The following is a 23,813-nucleotide window of genomic DNA, read 5'->3' as shown; positions in this document are numbered from 1 at the left end:
TTTCATACGTAATGCTAGACTACATCTAAGGCTAGACTACATCGAAATGGTAGTATTCACTTTACCTTTACTGGCCTCATCGTCAAACCATCGTGCGGTGACCGTTTTGGTTTGGGTATAAAATTGTACCGCTTGTTTGCCATACGGCCCTAAGTCGCCCAACTTGCTGGCACGAGATCCTGAGAATGAGAACATCGGTAATGGCACTGGGATAGGTAGGTTAATACCAACTTGACCAACATCGATGTCTTGTTGGAACTTATGAGCCGCCGCGCCAGACTGGGTAAAGATAGCAGTACCATTGCCATTCGGATTGGCATTTATTAGCTCAATCGCCTCATCCAATGAATCTGCGCGCATGATACATAGGACAGGACCGAAAATCTCTTGGCTGTAAATCTGCATATCAGTGGTCACATTATCAAAGATAGTCGGGCCGACGAAGTTACCATTTTCATAGCCTTCAACGGTGATACCACGGCCATCTAATAACAAGTCTGCACCTTCATCGACACCGGTCTGAATAAGATGCTCAACGCGTGCTTTAGCTTGCGGGCTGATAAGTGGGCCTAAGTCTTTATCATGTTTACCAGCTGATACCACTAGGCTTTCAGCTTTGGCTTTTATGTCATCGATCCAGTCGCCAGCAGCACTCACTAGTACAACGACCGATAACGCCATACAGCGTTGACCCGCCGCACCAAAGGCTGCACCGGCTAATTGATTAAGGGTTTGCTCTTTGTTGGCATCAGGTAGGATAACGGCGTGGTTTTTGGCACCCATCATGCACTGGACACGTTTACCGGCTTTACTGGCTAGATCATAGACATGATGACCAACACGGGTTGAGCCGACGAATGAGACCGCCTTAATATCAGGATGATTACAAATGGCATCTACTGTTGGTTTGCCGCCATGGACGACGTTTAAAACGCCCTTAGGTACGCCAGCTTCCAGTGCTAACTCTACCAAGCGCATGGTGACCATAGGGTCTTGTTCAGAAGGTTTCAGAATAAAGGTATTGCCGGTGGCAATCGCCATCGGGAACATCCAAAGTGGAATCATGGCAGGGAAGTTAAACGGAGTAATACCTGCACAAACACCAAGCGGTTGCCAAATACTATAAGTATCAACGCCACGGGCGACATTTTCAACAAACTCACCCATCTGTAAGTTGGCAATACCTGAGGCATGTTCGACAACTTCTAGACCACGAAACACATCACCGCGTGCATCCGCAATAGTCTTACCTTGCTCAGAGGTGAGTAATTCAGCGAGCTCATCCATATGCTCACGAATAAGCGCTTGATAGGTTAAGAAAATTCTAGAGCGGGTAGTGATGGGTGTCTTGCGCCACGTTTTAAATGCTTCTTTGGCAGCAGCTACCGCTTCATTGATCTCATCATCTGTGGTTTGAGGTACTTTGGCGATAACTTCTTGACTGGCCGGATCGGTCAAATCGATCCATTCTTGAGTGTTTGACTCTACAAATTGTCCGTTGATGAGTTGTTTAACGTGGTGCATAGGATATCCTTATCTTAAAAGTATTAAGTTTTAAATGTGTCGGTTAGCTTTTAAATACTAATGGCTCATTTTTTATAAATAATGTCAATAATAGTGTGATTGTAAATTATTAGCCTAAATAATGAGACATTTATTCTCATTTTACAAGTGAAAATTACAAAAAATGTTGTCGTACTAGGATTTTTGAATCAATTTTTATAACTTCGTTTTATGCGATTAGAAAGAGCCAAACATAGTGCCTAATACAATTATTGCTATCGTTGCCAAAATTGGAACAACGACGGCAGTGACAAAGACGTCGACATAAGATTGTTTATGGGTCAACCCACAAATAGTTAGCATAGTGATAACTGCTCCGTTATGGGGTAGGGCATCTAAGCCACCACAAGCCAATGAAGCGATACGATGCATCAGTTCAGGATTGATATTGTACTGCTCAGCCAAAAGCATATAGTTTTCACCCATGACCTCTAAGGCGATTCCCAACCCCCCAGAAGCAGAACCTGTGATACCAGCAAGTACGTTAATAATAATGGCTTCAGAGATAAGAGGATTGCTTGAAGCGATTCCCATTAAGAAATGCTGAATGACCGCGAACCCTGCTAAGCCTGCAATCACTGAGCCATAACCAACCTCAGAAGCAGTATTAAATATGGGTAATAATGAACCCATTGCCCCTTCATTTAAGGTTTCAGATAAGCTTTTAATTCTAGAAAAGTTGAGCGCAATAACGAAAAGACAAGCAATGGCAAGCGATATAATAATGGACCATATACCAATTAATGAGCTAATCTCCACGCCGCCAAATTGCTCGCCTGCTAAATAGCTATTATCCCACATAGGAATAATAATTTTTGAAAACAAGTAGTTGCCTATGACCACAATGACAATAGGTACTAAGGCAAGCCAAAAGTTTTGCACCTTACCCGAGACATCAAATTCCTTTTCATTTAGGATATGGTTGCCATAGCCTTCATCTACGGCTTTCGCTTTACGAAGTTGATAATTCATCCATAACATACCACCGCCAAGCATGATGATAGCAGCAATAATTCCAAGACCAGGTGCGGCAAAGGCGTCGGTTTGGAAGTAAGGCATGGGAATGGCATTATGAATGGCAGGTGTGCCCGGTAGTGCGGTCATAGTAAAAGTAAACGCACCGATACTAATGGCACCAGGAATTAGACGTTTAGGAATATCAGCGTGTTTAAATAATGCTGCCGCAATAGGATAAACGGCAAATGCGACAACGAAAACGGAAACGCCACCATAGGTTAAGAGGGCGCACGCCAGTACAATCGCTAGTAACGCATGGTGACTGCCTAACCTATCGACGATACTTTTTGCAATACTATAGGCATACCCAGAGTCTTCCATGAGCTTACCGAAAATAGCACCAAGAATAAATAGTGGAAAATATTTTACTGCAAAACCGCCCATACCTTTCATAAAAACTTGTGTATAGATTCCCATTGATTCAGAGGCTTGACCGCTTAGTACGACAGCAAGTAACGCCAAAATAGGTGCTAAAATAAGTACACTGACGCCTTTGTAAGCGAAGTACATCAATAATCCAAGAGACAAAACAATTGCGAGAATGGTCATTTATTGCTTCCTTGCAAAGTTATTGAATTAAAGCATTCTCAATCATCCTATTAATCTAGATCCTTCTAGATATACGTTTGAAAGATTAAGATTGCTAACTTTATAAACAGAAATTCTAGACACCTTATTCTTGTTTATTAGGGGTAGTGTAAAAGCTAATTTTATTCACAACGTTGATTTACAGATCTGGTGTTGACTGTTAATGTCAAAAAACCTTAATAATTTTTCAAAGCTGATTTAACCGCTTCTATGGCAGAGGGGTCATCAAGGGTAGACATATCACCGGTTTCATGACCTTCAGCTAAGGCACGAATGGCGCGGCGTAGGATTTTTCCAGAGCGCGTTTTTGGTAAGGCAGATGGGAAATAAACAGCAGCAGGTCGTGCCAGAGACCCTAAAGACTTTGCAACGATACCAAATATCTGTTGTTCCACTCTAAACCTATTTTCGGTAACCTCAATGATAGACGGGTCGCGCAAGATACAAAAGGCAATCGGTAATTCGCCTTTTAAGTCATCCTTGATACCGACAACCCCAACTTCTGCCACTTCAGGATGCTCGCTAATCGCCGCTTCAATCTCCTGCGTACCTAAGCGGTGTCCTGCCACATTGATGACATCATCGGTACGACCAAGGATATAAAAATAACCGTCTTCATCCGTCGTTGCATAGTCGGAGCTTGAGTATTGTTTGCCATCAAATAAGCTGTAATAACTTTTGATAAAACGCGCATCATTGCCCCAAACGGTGGTTAAACAGCCCGGAGGTAGGGGCGCTGAAATCGCTAACAATCCTTTTTCACCGGGCGAGCAAGGCTCTCCCGTTTCTTCATTAAGCACCTTGGCATCATAGCCAAACATAGGGTAACCGGGTGACCCTGCTTTGTGATCTTTATGATCAAACTTAGGAACATGGCTTAAGATGGGCCAGCCTGTCTCAGTTTGCCAATAGTGATCGATAATTGGCACCCCTAAATGATCCGAGAGCCATTCGCCGGTCGGTTCATCCAATGGCTCGCCCGCTAAAAAGAAGGACTTCACGCTGCTGGTGTTATAACGGGTTAACCACGATTCATCTTGTTTTTTGAGCATTCGAATGCCTGTTGGGGCAGTAAACAGAATGTTGACCTTATTGGCTTCGACGATACGCCACCATATCCCTGGGTTTGGGTAATGGGGCAGACCTTCGTACATAATACTGGTCATCCCAGCGAGCAGCGGGGCGTAAATGGTATAAGAGTGTCCGACCGCCCAGCCAATATCCGAAATGGCCCAGAATGTCTCTCCTGCCTTACCATCATAAATGTAGTCAATCGATGTGGTTAAGGCGACGGCATGTCCACCCGTATCACGCTGTACACCTTTTGGGGTGCCTGTGGTACCTGAAGTGTAGAGTAAGTAGCAAGGTTCGTTTGACTCAAGCCAAACTGGCTCAACGACCGCTTTTGCCTCACAACTAATGCGGCGCTCAGTAGCATAGTCGACATCGATAGGTTGAGGGGTGTACGGCATGATGCCGCGATTCACTACCAATACTTTTTCAGGCTTCACCTGTGCTTGCTCGACACCTTGATTCACCAAGTTTTTGTAATTGATGACCTTACCGCCACGCAATCCTGCATCGACAGTGATAACCAGTTTAGCTTTGGCATCATCCATCCGAATCGCTAAATTATGTGCCGCAAAGCCGCCAAATACCACTGAATGTACTGCGCCGATACGGGTACAGGCTAACATAGCGTAGGCTGCTTCTAAGATCATCGGCATATAAATAATAACGCGGTCGCCTTTACCAACGCCTAAGCGTTGTAGCACATCTGCGAAATAATTGACTTCTTTATATAAGCGGTTATAGGTGAGGCGACGCTTGGCATAGTCGGTGTAAAACTCTACATGATTGTCCAGCTCTTTAAACGCTTCGGCAACACCGGGGTGATTGTCTAGAAGGTCTTGATTAATCTCGGAGGACACCCAAACAAAGGCATCTTGCTCGGCGCGCTCTTCTAAATGGCGATCAACGCAGTTATAGCAGACATTGGTCTCACCACCGACAAACCATTTTGCAAAAGGTAAGTTGCTCTTATCTACAATTTGCTCAGGTGATTTGTGCCAATAGATGCGCTCGGCTTGTTTGCCCCAAAATGCTTCGGGGTTATTAATTGACGTTGAATACAGCTGAGAGAATGATTCGGTAGAAGTAGGCTGATAATTGGTTTGGGTTTGGGTTGTGGTTTTGGCATTAGTCATGGCGCTATCCTTAGCTATCTATGTTATGACTGTTTGATTGGGATTTATAATTTAGAATGTTTTTATAGAGTCGATCAGGTTTTGCAAATCGTACCTCATTACATCCTTATGGCATCATGTGCATTCCTTGCTAATGATGTTTTCTTAAAAATGGTATATTCGATACAAAATATCTCATTTTAATTGAAATTTAATTTAACAAAGATATCTATGTTAGGTCAATACAAATTATAATTTTAATTGAGATAATTCAAAGTAATGGTTCAAAAGATGCAAATCAATTCATTGATGAGCATATAGATTGGTGCTTCTCGTCTAGTACGTTTTATCAATTAATCATAAATGCGGGGCTAAACCAAAGCCATAGTCATAGTCATAGTCATAGTCATAGTCATAGTCCTTCGTTATATAGTCATAGGCAAATATAGTTAAAGAAGTCTAAAATGGTTACAAGGCAACCGAGCGCAAATATTACTCTAGTTGGCTTAGTAAGGTTAAATAGTAAGCTTAAGGCTGTAGATCTTTAGTCTTCCTACCACTATAAGTTGAGATTGAGGTAAAAGAATCAGTTTTGTTTAATGTAAATTAGGAATTAAGGGGCGTTTTAATCATGCCAAATCGTGCAATTAATAGGGCCATCAGTTGCATAAACAATAACGTCCAAACCGTATAAGTCCACTCGCCATGGGCATAAGCCAGTCCACATGCCCATGCCCCAACGGTACCACCAGCATAGTAAAACATATAATATAAGCCTGAGGCCAGAGATCGTCCTTCATGCACATTGGTGGCAATATAGCCGATCGTGGCAGATTGAGTAATAAATACCCCTGAGGACATGACGCTGATACCGATAATAATTAGCCATAAAGGGGCTGATAAGGTCAACAATACGCCCAACATCGACATAATAACGGCCACAACAATGGTTCGTGCTGCGCCAAAGCGTTGTAGTAGCTTGGTTGATAACGGTGTGATAATGACCCCAATTAAATACACGGTAAAAATATTCGCCAGTTGTCCCGTATCTAAATGGTAAGGTGTAGCGGCAAGGTGTAGGTTAATAAAGGTAAAGCAGCCAACCAGTGAGAAAAGTACGCAAAAACCAAGTAAACCTGCCGAGATGACATAGCGATTGGTTAGATGACCAGCTAGCGTTGTCAGTGCAGTGCGAAACTTAGGACTGGGGACAAAGTTTTTGGAGGCGGGCAGGGTCTTGGCTACCCACAGTGCTCCGGCAAAGGTTAACGCCGCCATAATATAGTAAGCGATTCGCCAACCGACCCACTCATGTAGATGTCCTAAAATAAAACGTCCTGAAAAGCCGCCAAGCACGGTGCCTGACACGTAATATGCCATGAGCTCAGCAATCGCTCCGCCTTTGAACTCCTCTCCTAGATAAGCAATGGTCACCACCGTAATACCGGGAACAGATAGCCCTTGCAAAAAGCGCCAAAAGGTCAAGACCTCCACGCTACTGCTATGCGCAATTAAGGCAGTAGGTACCGCTAAAAAGAGTAATGCCGCCACGATAATGGACTTGCGCCCAATGGTATCAGACAACATGCCTAAGAAAGGGGACATGATCGCCACTGCCATGACAGTCGCCCCAACCGCCATACCGACTTGTACTTCACTGGCCCCAAAGTCGACCATTAATACCGGTAAGATGGACTGGATAGAGTACACCTGTAAAAAGGCGAATACCGCAATTAGCATTACCGTGGCTTTGAGCACCCAAGTGGGTGGTGGTGTCTTAGAAGAGGTTTTCGTTTCGGTTTGTGAGGGGGGTGTTTGCATAAAGTGACCACTGATATCCAAAGCAAAAACACAATCGTCTGGCATGAGCGCAGTCGATTTGATAACCGTTAACTATCGGTTTAAAAAGAACAGAACTTAAAAAGAACAGGACTGACGCAGAATTAGTAGCTACAGCAACTGGGCATTATTTATCTGCACTGTCTAAAGGTGGCGCCAGACGTTTAGTAAACAATACCCAATTGCCTTTAAGCGTTTAAAGTCTTCTTTTAAAACTCACTATTTTATAAGGCTTAACTTAAATCGGCTAGCCTATTAATGTCTCTTTAGGGTCAATAAAATTCGATTTGGTTCGTTTATTTAGCTGATTAACCCAGCTTACGCATCAGTGGGTGTCTTTTTAGTTTGGAGATGGTCTTAGTAGCACGGTTCATAACTTGACCATAATGCGAGGGAAAAGTACGCTGTACCAGATCTAATAGTTTTGCATCGTCACCGATGAGGCAACGGGGTTGATTGTTTGCCGCTGCCATCAGAATTATTTTTGCAGCCATATCAGGGTCAAATTTTAATAATCTATTGATTTTCTCTAGGCCTTTAGCTCCCGTCGTCATTCCAAGGGAACTCACACTGTCATGTTCTCTGGCATTATTAGCAATATTGGTTTTAATACCGCCAGGATGTACAGATGTCAATGAGACGCCACACTTTTGAATATCCAGCTCTTGGCGTAAGCTTTCATTAAATCCACGAATGGCAAATTTGCTAGCGTTATAAGCAGACTGAGCGGGCAGGGCGACAATACCAAACAAGCTGGATATATTAATAATATGGCCATGAGCTTGTTGATGAGTTTGCCGTTTAGAGTGAGCGTGTAGCTGAATATTAGCGTCACTGACACTTTGTTTAATTAAGGGTAAAAAGGCTTTAGTACCGTACACCATGCCCCAGAAGTTTACACTCATGACCCATTCGATGTCCTCTATCGACTCACCTTCGACAGTGGATGCTAAGGCTACACCAGCATTGTTAAATATAAAGTTGACTTTGCCATGGTCTTTGAGCACTTGATCGGCCCAAGCAAACACAGCCTCTTTATTTGCCACATCCAGTTGGGTCGCCGTTACTATCACATCATAGTCTGATAATAGAGCTTGGGTTTCGGCTAAATTCTCGCTATTAATATCGGATAAAGCCAGATGGCATCCGGCAGAAGCCAAACTTAACGCCAGACTTCTGCCAATACCGGAACCTGCACCTGTAATTGCAGCTACATGATTTTGATAAAAGTTTTTTATCAATTGCTCATCAATGTGAGGTGCCATAAAAGGGGTAATAGAAGAAAGCTGCTGAGCAACTTGTTTAGTTAACTTATTATTTACAGAGAATAAAATTGACATTCGGTGGCTCATCCTTGAGTGGTATTAAAATTGGAGTCAAAAAGCTAGCAAGGTAATAATTGAAAACTATAAATGCGAAAAAACATTTTTATAATAGGACACAGTGACCGTGTAAGCAATAAAAAATGCCCATCATTACTGATAGGCATCTTAAAATTTAATGACAATAGCGATAAACCTGTAAGAACAGTTTAACGCTTAAACAACTTATTTTACTTAAGCAATTTTAGGTGTGACACCATCATTGATGACCGTCTCATCGACTACCACGGATTTCGCATTTTCCATAGAAGGCAATTCATACATGGTGTCCAATAATGCGTTCTCAACGATCGACCGTAAGCCACGTGCACCAGTTTTACGCTCCATCGCTTTATGAGCAATCGCTTTTAAACCATCTTCGGTAAAGGTTAGTTCAGCGTCTTCCATCTCAAACAGATACTGATATTGTTTAACAATGGCGTTTTTAGGCTCAGTCAAGATTTGCATTAATGCATCTTCATCAAGCTCTTCAAGTGTCGCAATCACGGGTAGTCGACCGATCAGCTCTGGTATCAGACCAAACTTAATCAAATCCTCTGGCTCTACTTGCTTAAATAGCTCAGAGATCTGCTTGCCTTCATCTTTTGATTTTACTTCAGCATTGAATCCAATGCCTGTTTTTTCAGTACGTTGCTGAATCACTTTATCCAGTCCTGAGAAGGCGCCGCCAACGATAATTAAGATATTGCTGGTATCGACTTGGATAAGCTCTTGGTTTGGATGCTTACGACCTCCATGAGGTGGAATGGCCGCCACCGTACCTTCAATCAGTTTTAGCAGCGCTTGCTGTACGCCTTCACCCGATACGTCTCGGGTGATTGACATGTTCTCGCCTTTTTTACTGATTTTATCGATCTCATCGACATAGATGATACCTTGCTCAGCTTTCTCAACATCATAATCAGCCGCTTGTAGTAGCTTTTGTACAATGTTTTCAACGTCTTCACCCACATAACCGGCTTCGGTTAGGGTAGTGGCATCAGCCATGGCAAAAGGAACATCCAACATACGAGCTAAGGTTTGCGCTAGTAAAGTCTTGCCAGAACCGGTAGGACCGATCAGCAAAATGTTACTTTTAGACAATTCAACCATGGCATCATCGGCACCAAGTTTGGCTTGTTTAACATCTTCAGCCAGTTGCGCCGCGACTTTTAAACGTTTGTAATGGTTATATACTGCAACCGATAAGGCCTTTTTAGCCGTCTCTTGACCGATCACATAGCCATCTAAGTGTTCGCGAATTTGTTTAGGGGTTGGCAGTTTTTTGGTTAGCCAAGTACTGGCTTCGTTATCGCCCTCTTCAACATCACTGAGCGCACCTTCTTCTATCAAATCAGTGCATAAGGCCACACATTCGTTACAGATATTGGCATCATCAGCGGCGATGAGCTGTTTGACTTCGTTCTTTTTTTTACCACAAAATGAACACTGTGGTGTCTTGTCCTTTGCCATAATTGGCGCTCCTTAAAATTTCTTATGCTGACGGGGGCAATTTTATTTATCTTAATAAACTAGTGTTATTCAATAAGCTCTCACTAAACGGTCTTTTACCAAATGAACTTCTACTAAAAAACTATTTCTTAATAGCCATCTTTTAATTACTAGTATGATAAGACTGACGCTCCATTAAAATTTGCAGCATCTGGGTATTATTAAGTGCTATTGTCGTCTTCAGCGTATATATCTTTAAAATTGATAACGCAACAAGCTTGGCAGTTACTTGATAGTCAACAAGATTAATACAGTTATTAGTGGCAACCTATTTTAATGAGTAACCTTTTATTTCCATGCTTTCTATCACTTCGAAGCTTTATAAGTCACTACCAAGCTTTAAATTCTATATATAGTGGCTTATTTCATCTCTTCAGGACGACGCTCTAATACTTCGTCAACCAATCCATATTCTTTAGCTTCGAACGCATCAAGCCAATAGTCACGCTCAACATCTTTTTCGATCTTTTCTAATGGCTGACCGGTACGCTCCGCTAAGATACGGTTGAGACGATCACGGATTTTTAAGATTTCACGGGCGTTAATCTCGATATCGGTCGCTTGACCTTGTGCGCCACCAGAAGGCTGATGGATCATGACTCGAGAGTTTGCCAGTGCGTAGCGCTTGCCTTTTTCGCCTGCCGCAAGTAGGAATGATCCCATGCTATAAGCGCCGCCCATACAAATGGTAGAGACGTCCGGTTTGATAAAGTTCATGGTATCAAACATGGCAAGGCCTGCACTGACTGATCCGCCTGGAGAGTTAATATATAAGTGAATATCTTTGTCTGGGTTTTCAGCTTCTAAGAACAACATTTGAGCCACAATTAAGTTGGCCATATTGTCTTCAACCTGACCGGTTAAGAAGATAACACGCTCGCGTAATAGTCGTGAATAGATGTCAAATGAGCGCTCACCGCGTGCAGATTGTTCGACAACCATCGGTACTAATGCCGCTTGTGGGCTATTGACAGTAGCATCCTGCATGCCTCTCAACACGGCATCATGAGCCTCGATGAGAGTTTTAAAATGCGGGTTGCTTATAATACGATCGGTGTCTTGTTGTGTGTGTTGTTGGTTCATAAATAATCCCTGTATGTAGGTAATAAGGTGAAATAGGGCTTAGCTTCTAGTAATTAGTCTTTTAATTAGCAGTATTGTCAGGATTAGCAATATATTAACGAGTAGTGATAATCATAGTTAGAGGTTATATATAATCACAGAACGACTAAAAGAACTTCTAAACGATTAGGTTATTAACCTCGCTAAGCCTACTTTGAGTAGGCGTCACGCTGGTGCCCTTGTCACCAGTTTAGAGTTCTTCGACTAGAGACGTGCTACCAGTTTGCCTATTTTATCTCTTTATATTTTGGGGTAATAAGTAATAAATCAAGCGACTAAGTGTGATTAACGACACTATCTTACTTTATGTGCAATCATTAATACACAATTATAGCCATTAGAGTGGTTTAAGTCATAGCCATTTCATTCGATAGCTGTAGATATTTAGCTTTGTTTTAGTTTCTGTTTAGCTTTTTTTATAAGGGTAATGAGGGCTAAAAGGTTATAAGCGCTAAAAGGTTATAAGCGCTAAAAGGGTTATAAGAGATAAGTGCCATACCCGCCCTAGACAAAAATGCCCCAACACTGGGTCAGGGCACTTTGATTTTACATCTTGAACTTTAATATATTTGATTTTACCGTCTTAAGTTTTGAGCTAAGGTATCAGTGCTTCTATTGAAGCCCTTAGATATAAACCTCTCTAGCGCTCTACATCATACCTTGTTGCTGAGAGGCTAAAAGCTCTTGGTAGCCTACTTCTTTATCAGTCACTTTACCTTGCTCTAATAGGAAGTCAACCACTTGATCTTCTAGTACGACTGACTCAATATTGGCGCGTTGTTCAGCATCGTTCGTGTAATAGTCGATAACTTCTTGAGGGTCTTCATAGTTTTCAGCAGTTTCTTTGATGAAGGTTTCAACGCGATCTTGGTCAACCTTGATTTCGTTTTCTTCGATAACGCGTGAAACGAGTACCCCTAAGCGAGCGGCACGGATAGCTTGCTCTTCAAACAGCTCACGTGGCAACATATCTTTATCAATGGCATTGGTATTGCCACCAAATTGCTGCGCGAAACGCTGCATCATTAAGTTGCGCTGACGGTCAACTTCTTGATCCACCATAGCACTTGGTACGTCAAACTCATTTTTCTCAAGTAGCGCATCAAAGGCTGCTTGTTTGACTTGGCTACGGGCCGCATTTTTGACTTCGCGTGTCATGTTTTTGCGAACGTCTTTCTTAAGTTGCTCAACGCCGCCTTCTGTCACACCAAATAACGCTAAGAATTCGTCATCGATTTCTGGAAGCTTAGACTCTTCAACTGTTTTAACAGTGATCTTAAACTGAGCTTCTTTACCCGCTAAGTTTTCAGCTTGATAGTCTTCTGGGAAGGTCACATCGATGGTTTTTTCTTCGCCAGCGCTTAAGCCTTTAATACCGTCTTCAAAGCCTGGGATCATTTGGCCGCTACCTAAGACCAATTTAAAGTCTTCTGCTGAACCGCCTTCAAAGGTCTCACCATCAATAGAGCCTTCAAAGTCGAAGGTAACTTGATCGCCCTCATCAGCAGCCCCTTCTTTTTTAGCAAACTCTTGACGCTGTTTGCGAAGGTTTTCTATCATCGTATCAACATCTTCATCACTGATAGTGGCGTTATGACGTTCAACCTCGATGTCGCTCATGCCTTCAACTTTGATCTCTGGGAAGATTTCCACGGTTGCTTGATATACCAAAAACTCGTCTTCAAGTTTCACATCATCAATGTTTGGCATGCCAACAGCACGGACGTCTTCCGCTTTAATTGCTTCAAATACAGTGTCACGAATCACATCGTTGATCACTTCTTGTTGAATGCCAGCGCCATACTGAGCGCGGATATGAGAAACAGGCACTTTACCTTTACGGAAACCGTCAATCTTAGCAGTTTTAGCTACCTTACGGATGCGGCCTTCAACTTTGTTTTGGATTTGTTCGACAGGTACTTTGACTGTCAATTGAGTTTGGTTGTCGTTGACTTTGCTCGTCGTGACTTGAAGATCTTTTGCCATGGTTATAAACCCTGTATATGTCGTTTAATGTCAATGATAAACAACTGTCTGACGCTACAGATATCAAATTAATGAAATGATATCGTGACAGACAGTCCCTAAAAAATATCGCTAAAACTGGTTTTAATAAAAACGTGATATAACGTCTGAGTTCGCCTAATTCACAGTCTGTTTTGAATGACAGCTTGTCAAGCCTAATCCCTAAAGTCGATTCATAGTTTAAGGTTTAGGGCATTGGCGCATACCGCTAAACCCCATCAAATAAAGAGAGCGGGGCTATCATAGCGGTACTAACTCATTATCTAGCTGTGCAAAATCGAGTCACCTGACTTAATAGCAAGGGCACCGATATTACGGCTATAAAATTATAAAAGTAGAACAGTATAGTCTATCAGCCTACCAAAGTAAAAATAAAGTAAAAATTACTCAGTGTCATGGGATGATGCAGAAAGCTGTTGTAACAAGTGCTTCATCGCTAGACCCCGATGACTCATTTGGTTTTTTAGCTTAGGGTCAAGTTGCGCCGCAGTCTGTTGTAAGTCAGGTAACCAAAACAGGGGATCATAACCAAAGCCATTGTCGCCTTGCGGTGAAGATAGTATCTCGCCATGCCATAATCCTTGAGCTATGGTAGGCAGTGGGTCGTCTGCATGTTGTACCAATGCCAACACGCACACGAAGTATCCTGAAATAGGGGAGTCGTGTCTAAAAGGCTCTAGATCTGCAACAAGCTTAGCATTGTTACTAGAATCATCACCATGGTCACCTGCATACCGCGCAGAGTATATTCCAGGGGCATTGCCTAAAACCGGCACACATAGTCCGGAATCATCTGCTATAGCCGGTAACCCGCTGATACGGCTAGCATGGCGGGCCTTGATGATCGCATTTTCCACAAAGCTCAACCCATCTTCAATCGCATCTTCAATGCCCATTTCACCTTGTGGCACGATTTCAATCTTTAGGTTCGCTTGGTGGAATAAGCGTTTAAATTCTGCCAGCTTGCCTTTATTATTGCTGGCTAATATCCATTTATCATGCCTGCTAGTCAGGCTATTAGTACTATTAGAATTAGGAGAGAAGCCATCACCTTGTTGCAATGGGGTATTGTTACTAGCAAGATTTCGTGAGTTGTTTGTCATATTACCCTCTATGGACACTTTGTCCTTTATTACTACTATTTTCTACGCATTATAAACATCGAAACCGTTAATATTGAAGCTATTAATATTGAAGCTATTAATTTTAAAACTATCTAAGTTCCAATTATTTAAATTCAGGCCATTAAAATTAAAGCTATGACAGTCTTTTAGACTGATAACTTTAACAATACTAAAACGTTGCTAAGATTTATTATGGCACTAAACAACTTTACTATAAGGCAATAACTTTAAAATTTATCATCCTATACCTTAAATAAAATTAAATTACGTGGTATAACATTCAGTAACTGAGTTCATTAACGTTTATTGCTATACTCAGCCACAAGACTTAGCAATCATATATCTTATCTTTTTAATGAAAATTTTCATTATTTCGATAGCTATTAAAGTTTTTAATATGATTGCAGGGTTGCAAGTTTGATTTTATAAATTTTGATTTATAATTTAGGTTTGCATGTACTCTAGTCATGTAATAGACAGAGAGTAAGTCACGTATTAAAGAGTCCAATAGTCAATTTTTATAGCTTTAAGTTTTATAGCTTTAAGATTGAAACGTTTAAAATTGGGCTTGATACCTCTGGTTTATTCCTCTATTACCATGTTCGGGATTTTAAATAATAACAAGCCATTTTAGCTAACAACGTACACTATTTCAGTAGCGTTTATTCTATTTACTGTTTACTATCATTAATGGAATTTAGCTAAATCAGCCAAGGGATACAATAATATGTCAAATATCACTCTACCAGAACTACCTTATGCAAAAGACGCACTTGAGCCACATATCAGTGCTGAAACTTTAGAATTTCACCATGATAAGCACCATGCTGCCTACGTTAACAAACTAAATGATTTGCTTCCTGGTTCAGGCCTAGAAGGTAAAGAATTAGATGAAATCATCAAAGCAACGGCTAAAGATGACAGCAAACAAGGTATGTTTAACCAAGCGGCTCAAGTTTGGAACCATACTTTTTACTGGAACTGCATGACTCCAAACAATGGCGGCGGTGAACCTACTGGTGATCTAAAAGCTAAAATTGAAGAAGATTTTGGTTCTTACGATAAGTTCCGTGAAGAATTCAAAAATGCAGCAACGTCTCAGTTTGGTTCAGGCTGGGCATGGTTAGTAGCTGATTCAGTCGGTGGTAAACTGTCAATTATGAAAACGGCGAACGCTGATACGCCACTTGCTCATGACAAAACAGCAGTATTAACCTGTGATGTCTGGGAACATGCTTATTACATCGATTATCGCAACCGTCGTCCAGATTATGTGGATACCTTCCTTGATAAATTAGTAAATTGGGACTATGCCAATGCTAAATATAAAGGTCAAGACGCTGGCGTTGAAGAGTAATTTAAAATAAAGCTTATGGTTTAAAAGACTTATTTTTTAAATATCAGTCTTTTAATCGTTAAAAAAGGATGCTTCGGCATCCTTTTTTGTTTTTTATCGTTCGATATTACTATGCATTCAATGTTTGCGGCCCGATCGTTTTTTTTTGTTCTTGGTTTATAAAACCTTAAAATTGAGCGCCATTAAAGCTTCTCTTAGCATCGCAATGTTGTAATAGGCATGGGCATTGGTAGAGTTTTGAAAAAAGATATAAAGCTCATCAAAGTGTTGACGCTGATTGGCGATCGCTTGCGCCCAAGCCTGCATCTCCTCTACTGAATAACGGTAATCATGGCGCTCACTGGCCGACATTGAATCCCACCAGTTCAGATTATTACCGTGCATACGCAAGTAGCCAGTGCGCGTAGCACCTTGTTGGACTGCTCTACACTGAGAGGTTTGGGTAAATAATAATCGTGACGGCGGTAATCCACTGACTTTGGGATAGTCGACACTACACCAAATAAGACCATGTTTTTGGAAGCTATGCTCAACTTGTGGGATATGCCAACTGGCATGACGAAATTCAATGGCTAGGGGATAATCACTGAACCAATCGGTTAATTTAGCCAAATACAGACGATTGGAAACCGTTCTATCAAACCCATGTGGGAACTGAATCAATAAAGGTGCCAGACAATCAGCCTCAATAATAGACTGCAAAGCCTCTATAAATGCTGAGGCATGCTCCGCAGTTGCCGTCTGGGTATGGCTAAAATCTTGATGCAGCTTTACTGCAAATTTCACTTGACCGTCGGACTTTCTAAGCATCCCCTCAAACGCTTTATGACCTATTGGCGCATAAAAAGTGCTATTAATTTCAACCGCGCCATAATGTTTGGCGTATTCTGCTAAAAAATTTGTCTTTTTGGTGCCTATTGGATATAGCGTACCGAGCATATCGGTATCGCTATAGCCACCGGTACCCAAATAAACGGTAGGCTGTGCTATAGAGTGACGTGTCATAATTTTAGTGTCGGCGAAGTACTAAACGGTTACAGCGTTAACTTCTTTAAGCCTACTCCAGTAGTACTTGCTCTCGGTTGTCTTGTAACCATTTTAGACTTCTTTGACTATAGTGTCTGTTAATTAAGTTATCGATAAACGTTAAAATTGGATAAGGCTCAAGCGGCTTAAAGTCACATATATATAGTAACCGTGATTGCAAGGGCATTCAATGATATAATCTACGGTTTTAATGCTATTTTAGATTTTTGGTCTCAAGAGTGGTTATACAGAGCACTCTTGATATTGACCGCCAAATGCCTCATTTATGATACATAAAGAATGCTATCTGATAAGCAGATAGAGTCTGTGAGTTTATTGTTTGGAAACTGTTTATATTGACGGTTAACTTCTTATTAATTGGTAGATCTTAAATGAATCTTGTTGTCATCGGTGTGAACCATAAAACTGCCCCCGTTGCCTTGCGTGAACGGTTAGCATTTGTGGGCGATGACTCAAAACAGGCACAAGCACAGCTACAACGAATGACTGCGGGCAGCTTGATCATCTCTACCTGTAACCGTACCGAAATCTACGCACTAGCGCCGACCCCCCAGTCTTTGTTATCGCATCAATCATCGTATCAGTCATCGAATCATTTATCACAATCTTCTTCTGCGGCCGATGCGCTAACTGGAGATACTACTTCCTCTGAGTCTGTTAGCACTGTCGAATTGACAGAACAGCTGATCGCTTGGTTAGCGGAATTCAAGCAATTACCAGTTGCAGAGATTCGACCCTATTTATACGACTATATTAATGGACAAGCCTTGACCCATTTGCTGAGAGTAGCCTCAGGATTGGACTCTATGATACTTGGCGAGCCTCAGATCTTTGGTCAGATCAAGAGAGCGGTCAATGCTTCTAAAGAAGATGGATTTTTGACCAGTCAATTAAATTGGGTTGTAGAGCAGATTTTTGCCGCCGCAAAACGAGTACGAAATGAGACAGATGTTGGGACACAAGCCATATCTTTAGGGTATGCTGCGGCTAAATTAGTTACTCAGATTTTTGATAAGCCGGAGCAAACCACTTTTCTTTTGATTGCAGCTGGCGAGATGAATCGTCTAGTGGCACAAAATATAGCGGCGCTTGGTATGACACGTATCCTCATCTGTAACCGATCGCCAGAACGAGCACAGCTATTAGCCGAAGAGTTGGCGCGCCCGGGGTTGCAAGTCGACGTATATCCATTAACTAAGTTGGGGGCTTTGTTGCCGCAAGCAGATATCGTCAGTAGCTGTAGTGGTAGTATGGATACTTTAATTAATATGACGATGACCCGTAGCGCGTTAAAAAAACGTCGTTTTAAACCAATGCTGATGGTGGATCTAGCGGTACCCAGAGACATTGAGCCTAATGTGGGTAAACTTGATGATGTCTACTTATATTCAGTGGATGACTTACAACACGTGATTGCAGGAAACCTTGAAAAACGTCGTCAGGCAGCGGTCGAAGCTGAGCTGTTTGTCAGTCATTTAGTGGTTGAGATTGAGCGTCGTTATCAGGTGCGAAAAGTGGGTCAAGATATCTATGATTATCGAACAGTGGCTGAACAAAAAGCTGCCGGTGTACTGTCACAGGCATTACATCAGTTAAATTATAAAGAGGCAGATCCAGAGGCGCTATTAATTGAGCTTACCCGTAGATTGACTCAAACGTTGACACATGCGCCTTCCTCCTTAATGCGCCGAGCGGCGCGGGATGGTAATCCAGAAGTATTAGATTTGGTGATTTCAGGTTTGAAAGAGGCTTATCGTTCTAAGTAGTTTTGAGTCTTAGTATGAAAGAGGAGCGCTTAGCGCTCCTTTTTGACTTTAAAAAATGCTATTTATAACGTGTGCCTCTTAATTTACCTTAATTCACCTTTACTTAAAAGGTGGGATGCATAAGCGCATTGATAAAATGAGGAATCATATTTGGCGAGAGAAAAATAGTCGCTAATACCCCAAAAGCCCCACCCCATAAATGGGCTAAGTGGTTGACATTAGATCCGCCTTTATTATTGGCATAAATGCTATAGGCGACATAAGCAATCGCAAATACAATAGCAGGAATCGGCAACACAGCAAATAGATAAATCATGCTCCATGGTGCCATTAAGATAAAGGAGAACAATACAGCAGAAACACCACCTGAAGCACCTAAGCTTCGATATCTCGGGTCATTTTTATGCTTAAAATAACTGGGTAGCATTGCGACGATAATTGCCACCAAATACACCACAACAAAGCCAAATCCGCCTAAAAACTGATTAAAGAATCTTTCTACCGCACGACCGAAGAAATACAAGGTGAACATATTGAATAAAAGATGCGTGCTATCAGCATGCACAAAACCATGGGTAATAAAACGATACCATTCACCCTTGTTGACAGAGGGTGGGTGAAAAATCAGTCGATTCATCAAACTGTTATTTTGCCAAGCCATTAGGCTAACGATAACCGTAATAATGATAATAATCGTCGTATGACTGCTTAATAGACTATTCAATTTAGATCCTTTTTATCATGATTTAAGAAGTATACAGGGTAATAAATATTCGCAAACTTAATGGATACTTTTGACCTATTAAGCTAAAAATTTTGTCTAATTACCTATTAACATCCCTATTTACATCATATTACTTAATACATTCTAGTTATAATTTTTATAAGTTTGTCACCATATCATACTTCTGTAACATGGACTAACCGATACTTTACTTTAATATAACGTAGTTTAATCTCAGATAAGGTATTGTATTATTCAAGAATGTAAAAGCAAAATATCATACACCAAAACACTTAAGTTGACCAAAACACTAAAGTCAATGTATTAGGCTAGCTCAAGTTATTAATGAGTAACGTATCAATAGATCACTCATTGATATCGTTAACCTTAATTAGTACTTAAATTAATACTGGATTTTTGTCAAAGCGATACACATTTTTAGCCAGTTGTTATAACCTGTTTTTGTATAAGACTTTTGTAAAATAAGTTTTATAAACTCAGTGATATAGGCTGATAAATATTGTATAGGCTATTAATAGTAAGATATAAAGACAAATAAGATAACTTAAGGTAATATAATTTAACTTCTAATGGAAGTTAGATAGTTTTGGTTCTATTATATGGAGCTATGTTGTAAAAGGTTATATAAGGTTGGATCACTAAGGTTAAAGAAGTAACTTCAGTCATATAAAACTTGTTAATCTTTAAAAGTAGTCTCTTGGTTATTCAAATAGTATATAATCAGATTAATAATTTAACAAAATAATTTAATAAAAGTTATAAGTTGTTATAAAATTGGCATAAGTATAATACTTATCAGTCACATTAACTTTTCGCTTTTTTCATTTAACCCTTTGAATTTTTTCAAATATTTAGGAGATTTATACAATGGATATTATTGCTCACCTGGTGCGTACAGTGACTCCCGCCGTATTAGGGGATAATCGCACGCCAAAAAATGAAAGTCTTTTAAAGCAGTTTTATGCTTTATTCGTAGGCCAACTTGCCGATCAAGATTCATATAATCGTATTACAGGGAAAGACTTCAGCGGAAATGATGCTGGTTTTTTCGATCACGCTTGGACATTAGATAATAAGAAAGCCAATATTACTCGTGAATTGGCCGTTACCAATAATGTTGAAGAGTCTGATGCTCGCGATATGCTCGTTAGTGCGACACCATTAGCCTATAATGAAATTAAAGATTTAGCAGGTAGTACGCCAATACCACAGTTTTTACGTGAAAATCTATCATCATTCCGCGACCAGATCCCTGCTTGGGCAACAGTCAGCGGATTAGTTCCTGCTGGTCTTATGGCAGCGAGCGCAGCTAAACCGACTACTGCCGCTACGACATCAGCAGCAGCGGCAACACCCGTTGCTACTGAATCTGTGGTAAATGAGCCTGTTACTCCTGAGCCTGTCGTCACTGAGCCTGAAGTAGGTCATCGTATTTCAGATACTACTAGTACTGAACCTTTACATCATCATGAAAAAGAAGAGGGTGGTGGTTTCTTAAAGGCATTATTGCCTATTATTGGCTTGATTATCTTAGCGGCACTAGCTTGGGCATTGTTAAAAGGTTGCCAAGAAAAGCCAGTGACAGAAGCAGCACCTGTTGAAACGGTTCAACAACCTGCTGAAAATGCAGTCGTTGCTGGAAATGTCGATGTAGAGCCAGCTGTATTAACTTTATCGAGTGGTGAGGGTAATCAATTATATGCATGCCGTATCAGCGCAGGTAATGATGCGTTAAATGATACAATCATGTCTTCAATGAATGAAGTGTTTGCAGATGAAGCTGATAAATGTCGTGCTGATATTGATGACAATTTTGCAACTGATATGCCAGCAGCACAGTACCTAGGCGCTATATTACCGCTTATTAAGAATACACCTAATGCAAACGTTATCATTAAAGGTGAGGACATCATCGTTAATTCACCAGATGATGCACAACTTCAGCAATTAGTTGCAGATTTGAAAGAGGCAGCGCCAGGCCTAAATGTTATGGCTGAAGGTCCACTTGATTTGCAAGGTGAAATTGATCGCAGTATCACCGAAGCGAATGCTGGACTTGATGCATTAGGTGACAATCCAGATCCTCGTGACGTTGCCCGTGCGCTAAGTCGCCAAGTGGTTAATTTCGAATTTGATGACTCTGCTATACCAGAGGTTAATAAACCTGTTCTAGATCGCGCTGTAGAAATTATGAAGAAAACGCCTGATATGGAGTTAATGATCGTTGGCCATACCGATGCAATTGGCTCTAATGATTACAATATTCCTTTATCTCAGCGTCGCGCTCAGTCTATTAAAGACTATATGGTCTCTAAAGGTGCTGATGCTAATCGTTTGAAAATTAAAGGTATGGGTGAATCTGATCCAATTGCCACCAATGAAACGGATCAAGGTCGTTTCCGTAACCGTCGTATCGAATATGTCGTATATGATGAGTCGATGGGTAAAGCCGATGACAATGGTATCGTGGTAGCGCCAGATTCAGAAATTCGTGAGACTGAAGTAAAAAATAAGGGTACTTCTGCTCCAGCGGCTTCTACCCCTGAAGCTTCTAATAACACTGGTATAGAAGTAGATCCTGACTTAAATCCATTAGATGATAATAATGATGATTTATTGCCAGATGGTGATGATCATTTATTGGCTCCTGAGTCTGATGTAGCACAGTAAATCTTATTTATTAATCTAAAGCAGTTTAGATTAAGGCAATCATAATAAATAAAATACCGTCCATATTGGGCGGTATTTTTTTTAGAAAAATTAGGTGTAAATTCACTTCATTAATAGAGTTATAGGTAAGCGAGCGAGAGCACTATTCTAATTTGATTGATGAGACTAACGTTATCGCTATCGTTCTTTAATTTGCCTAGAGTGATAGTATTTATATGCGTATAGATTCGACTAACTCAAATAATTGGTCGGATCTTTATCTAAATTTGCCGTTATTGACTCCTTAAAAAAAGCCTCAATGATATTTTGCTTAGCTTGCGTCCAGTAATCAAACTGTGCACAAGTCGCTTCTAAACTACCCTGCCATTCTGGAATGGTACTGCGCATAGCATGTAATCGCTGCTGATGAGGCTTAGGTAATTGATCTGCCATTTCAATGGCTTGTATAGCAGCAGTGCGGTTATTACAAATCAGTGCCATATCACATCCTGCGTCAAGAGCAGCAGTGACTCTCGCTTTGATGTCCCCTGCAATATGAGCCGCTTTCATAGACAAATCATCTGAAAATAAAACACCTTCAAAACCCAGTTGTTGACGGGCTATTTCCTGTAGCCATATTTTTGAAAATCCAGCAGGCTTATCATCTATCTGTTTAAATATAACGTGAGCTGGCATCAAAGCATCAAGCCAAGGCTGGCACTGAATAAAGGGCTGTAAATCAGTCTTCATTATTTCCTCAAAGCTGCGCTCATCTATCGCTTCTGCCACATGAGAGTCTGGAGCTATTGAGCCGTGACCGGGGAAGTGTTTGCCTGTGGTGGCCATACCGGCAGTTTTCATACCCCGCATAAACTGCATAGACAGTGCAACAATGGCCTCAGTATGCGCATGAAAACTACGATCGCCAATGACTTTACTAACCCCATCAATATCCAATACCGGAGCAAAGCTGATATCGATGCCTACCGCCATCACCTCTGCTGCCATTAAATATCCGCAGTCGTAGGCTAAAGCGAGAGCGTGGCAAGGGTTATGATCGAACAGCTTACCCAACTTTCCCATAGCAGGTAATGGCGTGAAGCCCTGACGTAATCGAGCAACACGACCGCCTTCTTGATCAACACCAATAATAAGCTCAGGTTTTAGCTTATGGATGTTATCGCATAATTCCCGGACTTGCAGAGGGGTGTCGACATTACGTCCAAATAATATAATGCCGCCAACTTCTTCTCTATTGAGTACTAAACGATCCGCTTCAGTCAGTTCGGTGCCTGCCACATCTATCATTAATGGGCCATACATAAGGTGATTCCTTATAAAAATTAATAACATTCGCTGGTTATTATTACAGTATTCTTATTTAATACCAACTCTGCATTGTAGGTAAGTAGGATATTATATAAGGGTATGAGATATGGATATGAGATATGGATATGAGAAAACGTTAAACCTTTTATAAAATAACCTATCTTTGTCAGTATGCCAGAACCTACTATTGCAAACATTTGATTTGATTCGTTGAATGGCCTTCCTCAAGAGGTAAATTTTCTAGATTTAGTATTATTTATAATTGTGACCTTTTAGATTTAGTTTCTTGGTTATATAGTCGTAGGCAAACTAAAGAGCTACAGCGTTAGTCTCATTAGCCCTACTAGGATAGTACTTCCGCTAGCTTGACTTATATATCATTTAATTACTTATGACTGTACTTTAAGTTTTTCTTAAATTTTGATAGCTTTATTTTAATTATCTATTTAAATTATTAGCCATTGGTTATGAATATGATTAGGTAAGAATGCTTATACAGTTTTAGACTGTTTATTATTGATTGTTATGCTAATATCGGGTCATTATATCCATTATGTAAACATATTAGGTTAAGTGAGATTCT

The 23,813-nt window shown here is 40.8% G+C and carries 15 protein-coding genes; 3 read left to right on the top strand and 12 right to left on the bottom strand.

Annotated elements, in window-relative coordinates; genetic code table 11:
* Positions 1 to 36 precede the first annotated feature (36 nt).
* From AC2SLT_RS03435 to rdgB, 9 genes are all read right to left on the bottom strand, one after another.
* A complete protein-coding gene (locus tag AC2SLT_RS03435; protein ID WP_486546148.1) occupies positions 37 to 1,524 on the bottom strand; it encodes a CoA-acylating methylmalonate-semialdehyde dehydrogenase in 1,488 nt (495 codons plus the stop codon).
* 216 nt (positions 1,525 to 1,740) lie between these two features.
* Positions 1,741 to 3,129 (bottom strand): GntP family permease, encoded by a 1,389-nt coding sequence (locus tag AC2SLT_RS03430; RefSeq protein ID WP_486546147.1) that lies wholly within the window; start codon positions 3,127 to 3,129, stop codon positions 1,741 to 1,743.
* Positions 3,130 to 3,344: 215 nt separating this feature from the next.
* Positions 3,345 to 5,375, bottom strand: a complete 2,031-nt coding sequence (locus AC2SLT_RS03425) for a propionate--CoA ligase (protein WP_486546146.1) — start codon at positions 5,373 to 5,375, stop codon at positions 3,345 to 3,347.
* A gap of 585 nt (positions 5,376 to 5,960) precedes the next feature.
* A complete protein-coding gene (locus tag AC2SLT_RS03420; protein ID WP_486546333.1) occupies positions 5,961 to 7,175 on the bottom strand; it encodes an MFS transporter in 1,215 nt (404 codons plus the stop codon).
* A 326-nt stretch (positions 7,176 to 7,501) separates the two neighbouring features.
* Complete coding sequence (locus AC2SLT_RS03415) at positions 7,502 to 8,431, bottom strand: SDR family NAD(P)-dependent oxidoreductase (protein WP_486546332.1); 930 nt, start codon at positions 8,429 to 8,431, stop codon at positions 7,502 to 7,504.
* Between the two features lie 318 nt (positions 8,432 to 8,749).
* On the bottom strand, positions 8,750 to 10,027 hold the full coding sequence (gene clpX, locus AC2SLT_RS03410; protein WP_486546145.1) for an ATP-dependent protease ATP-binding subunit ClpX: 1,278 nt from the start codon (positions 10,025 to 10,027) through the stop codon (positions 8,750 to 8,752).
* Positions 10,028 to 10,426: 399 nt separating this feature from the next.
* A complete protein-coding gene (gene clpP / locus AC2SLT_RS03405) occupies positions 10,427 to 11,053 on the bottom strand; it encodes an ATP-dependent Clp endopeptidase proteolytic subunit ClpP (RefSeq protein WP_486546331.1) in 627 nt (208 codons plus the stop codon).
* A gap of 783 nt (positions 11,054 to 11,836) precedes the next feature.
* Positions 11,837 to 13,174 (bottom strand): trigger factor, encoded by a 1,338-nt coding sequence (tig, locus tag AC2SLT_RS03400; protein WP_486546144.1) that lies wholly within the window; start codon positions 13,172 to 13,174, stop codon positions 11,837 to 11,839.
* 422 nt (positions 13,175 to 13,596) lie between these two features.
* Positions 13,597 to 14,316, bottom strand: coding sequence for an RdgB/HAM1 family non-canonical purine NTP pyrophosphatase (gene rdgB, locus AC2SLT_RS03395; protein ID WP_486546143.1), 720 nt, complete (start codon positions 14,314 to 14,316; stop codon positions 13,597 to 13,599).
* Between the two features lie 748 nt (positions 14,317 to 15,064).
* Here rdgB and AC2SLT_RS03390 point away from each other — a divergent pair.
* Positions 15,065 to 15,694: a superoxide dismutase gene (locus AC2SLT_RS03390; protein ID WP_486541609.1), complete on the top strand. Its 630-nt coding sequence runs from the start codon at positions 15,065 to 15,067 to the stop codon at positions 15,692 to 15,694.
* 156 nt (positions 15,695 to 15,850) lie between these two features.
* Here AC2SLT_RS03390 and AC2SLT_RS03385 read toward each other — a convergent pair whose 3' ends face one another.
* The gene (locus tag AC2SLT_RS03385) at positions 15,851 to 16,699 is read right to left on the bottom strand and encodes a DUF72 domain-containing protein (protein WP_486546142.1); all 849 of its coding nucleotides are present in this window, start codon (positions 16,697 to 16,699) and stop codon (positions 15,851 to 15,853) included.
* Between the two features lie 413 nt (positions 16,700 to 17,112).
* Between AC2SLT_RS03385 and hemA the strand changes: the two genes are divergently transcribed.
* The gene (hemA, locus tag AC2SLT_RS03380; RefSeq protein WP_486546141.1) at positions 17,113 to 18,507 is read left to right on the top strand and encodes a glutamyl-tRNA reductase; all 1,395 of its coding nucleotides are present in this window, start codon (positions 17,113 to 17,115) and stop codon (positions 18,505 to 18,507) included.
* Positions 18,508 to 18,610: 103 nt separating this feature from the next.
* Here hemA and AC2SLT_RS03375 read toward each other — a convergent pair whose 3' ends face one another.
* On the bottom strand, positions 18,611 to 19,231 hold the full coding sequence (locus tag AC2SLT_RS03375; protein ID WP_486546140.1) for a rhomboid family intramembrane serine protease: 621 nt from the start codon (positions 19,229 to 19,231) through the stop codon (positions 18,611 to 18,613).
* 888 nt (positions 19,232 to 20,119) lie between these two features.
* Between AC2SLT_RS03375 and AC2SLT_RS03370 the strand changes: the two genes are divergently transcribed.
* Positions 20,120 to 21,922: an OmpA family protein gene (locus tag AC2SLT_RS03370; RefSeq protein WP_486546139.1), complete on the top strand. Its 1,803-nt coding sequence runs from the start codon at positions 20,120 to 20,122 to the stop codon at positions 21,920 to 21,922.
* 231 nt (positions 21,923 to 22,153) lie between these two features.
* Here the strand turns inward: AC2SLT_RS03370 and nagZ are convergent, their stop codons facing one another.
* A complete protein-coding gene (gene nagZ / locus AC2SLT_RS03365; RefSeq protein WP_486546138.1) occupies positions 22,154 to 23,224 on the bottom strand; it encodes a beta-N-acetylhexosaminidase in 1,071 nt (356 codons plus the stop codon).
* Positions 23,225 to 23,813: the final 589 nt, after the last annotated feature.

It is taken from the genome of Psychrobacter sp. CX18 (assembly GCF_057396215.1).
This window is presented reverse-complemented; position numbering and strand designations above follow the sequence as displayed.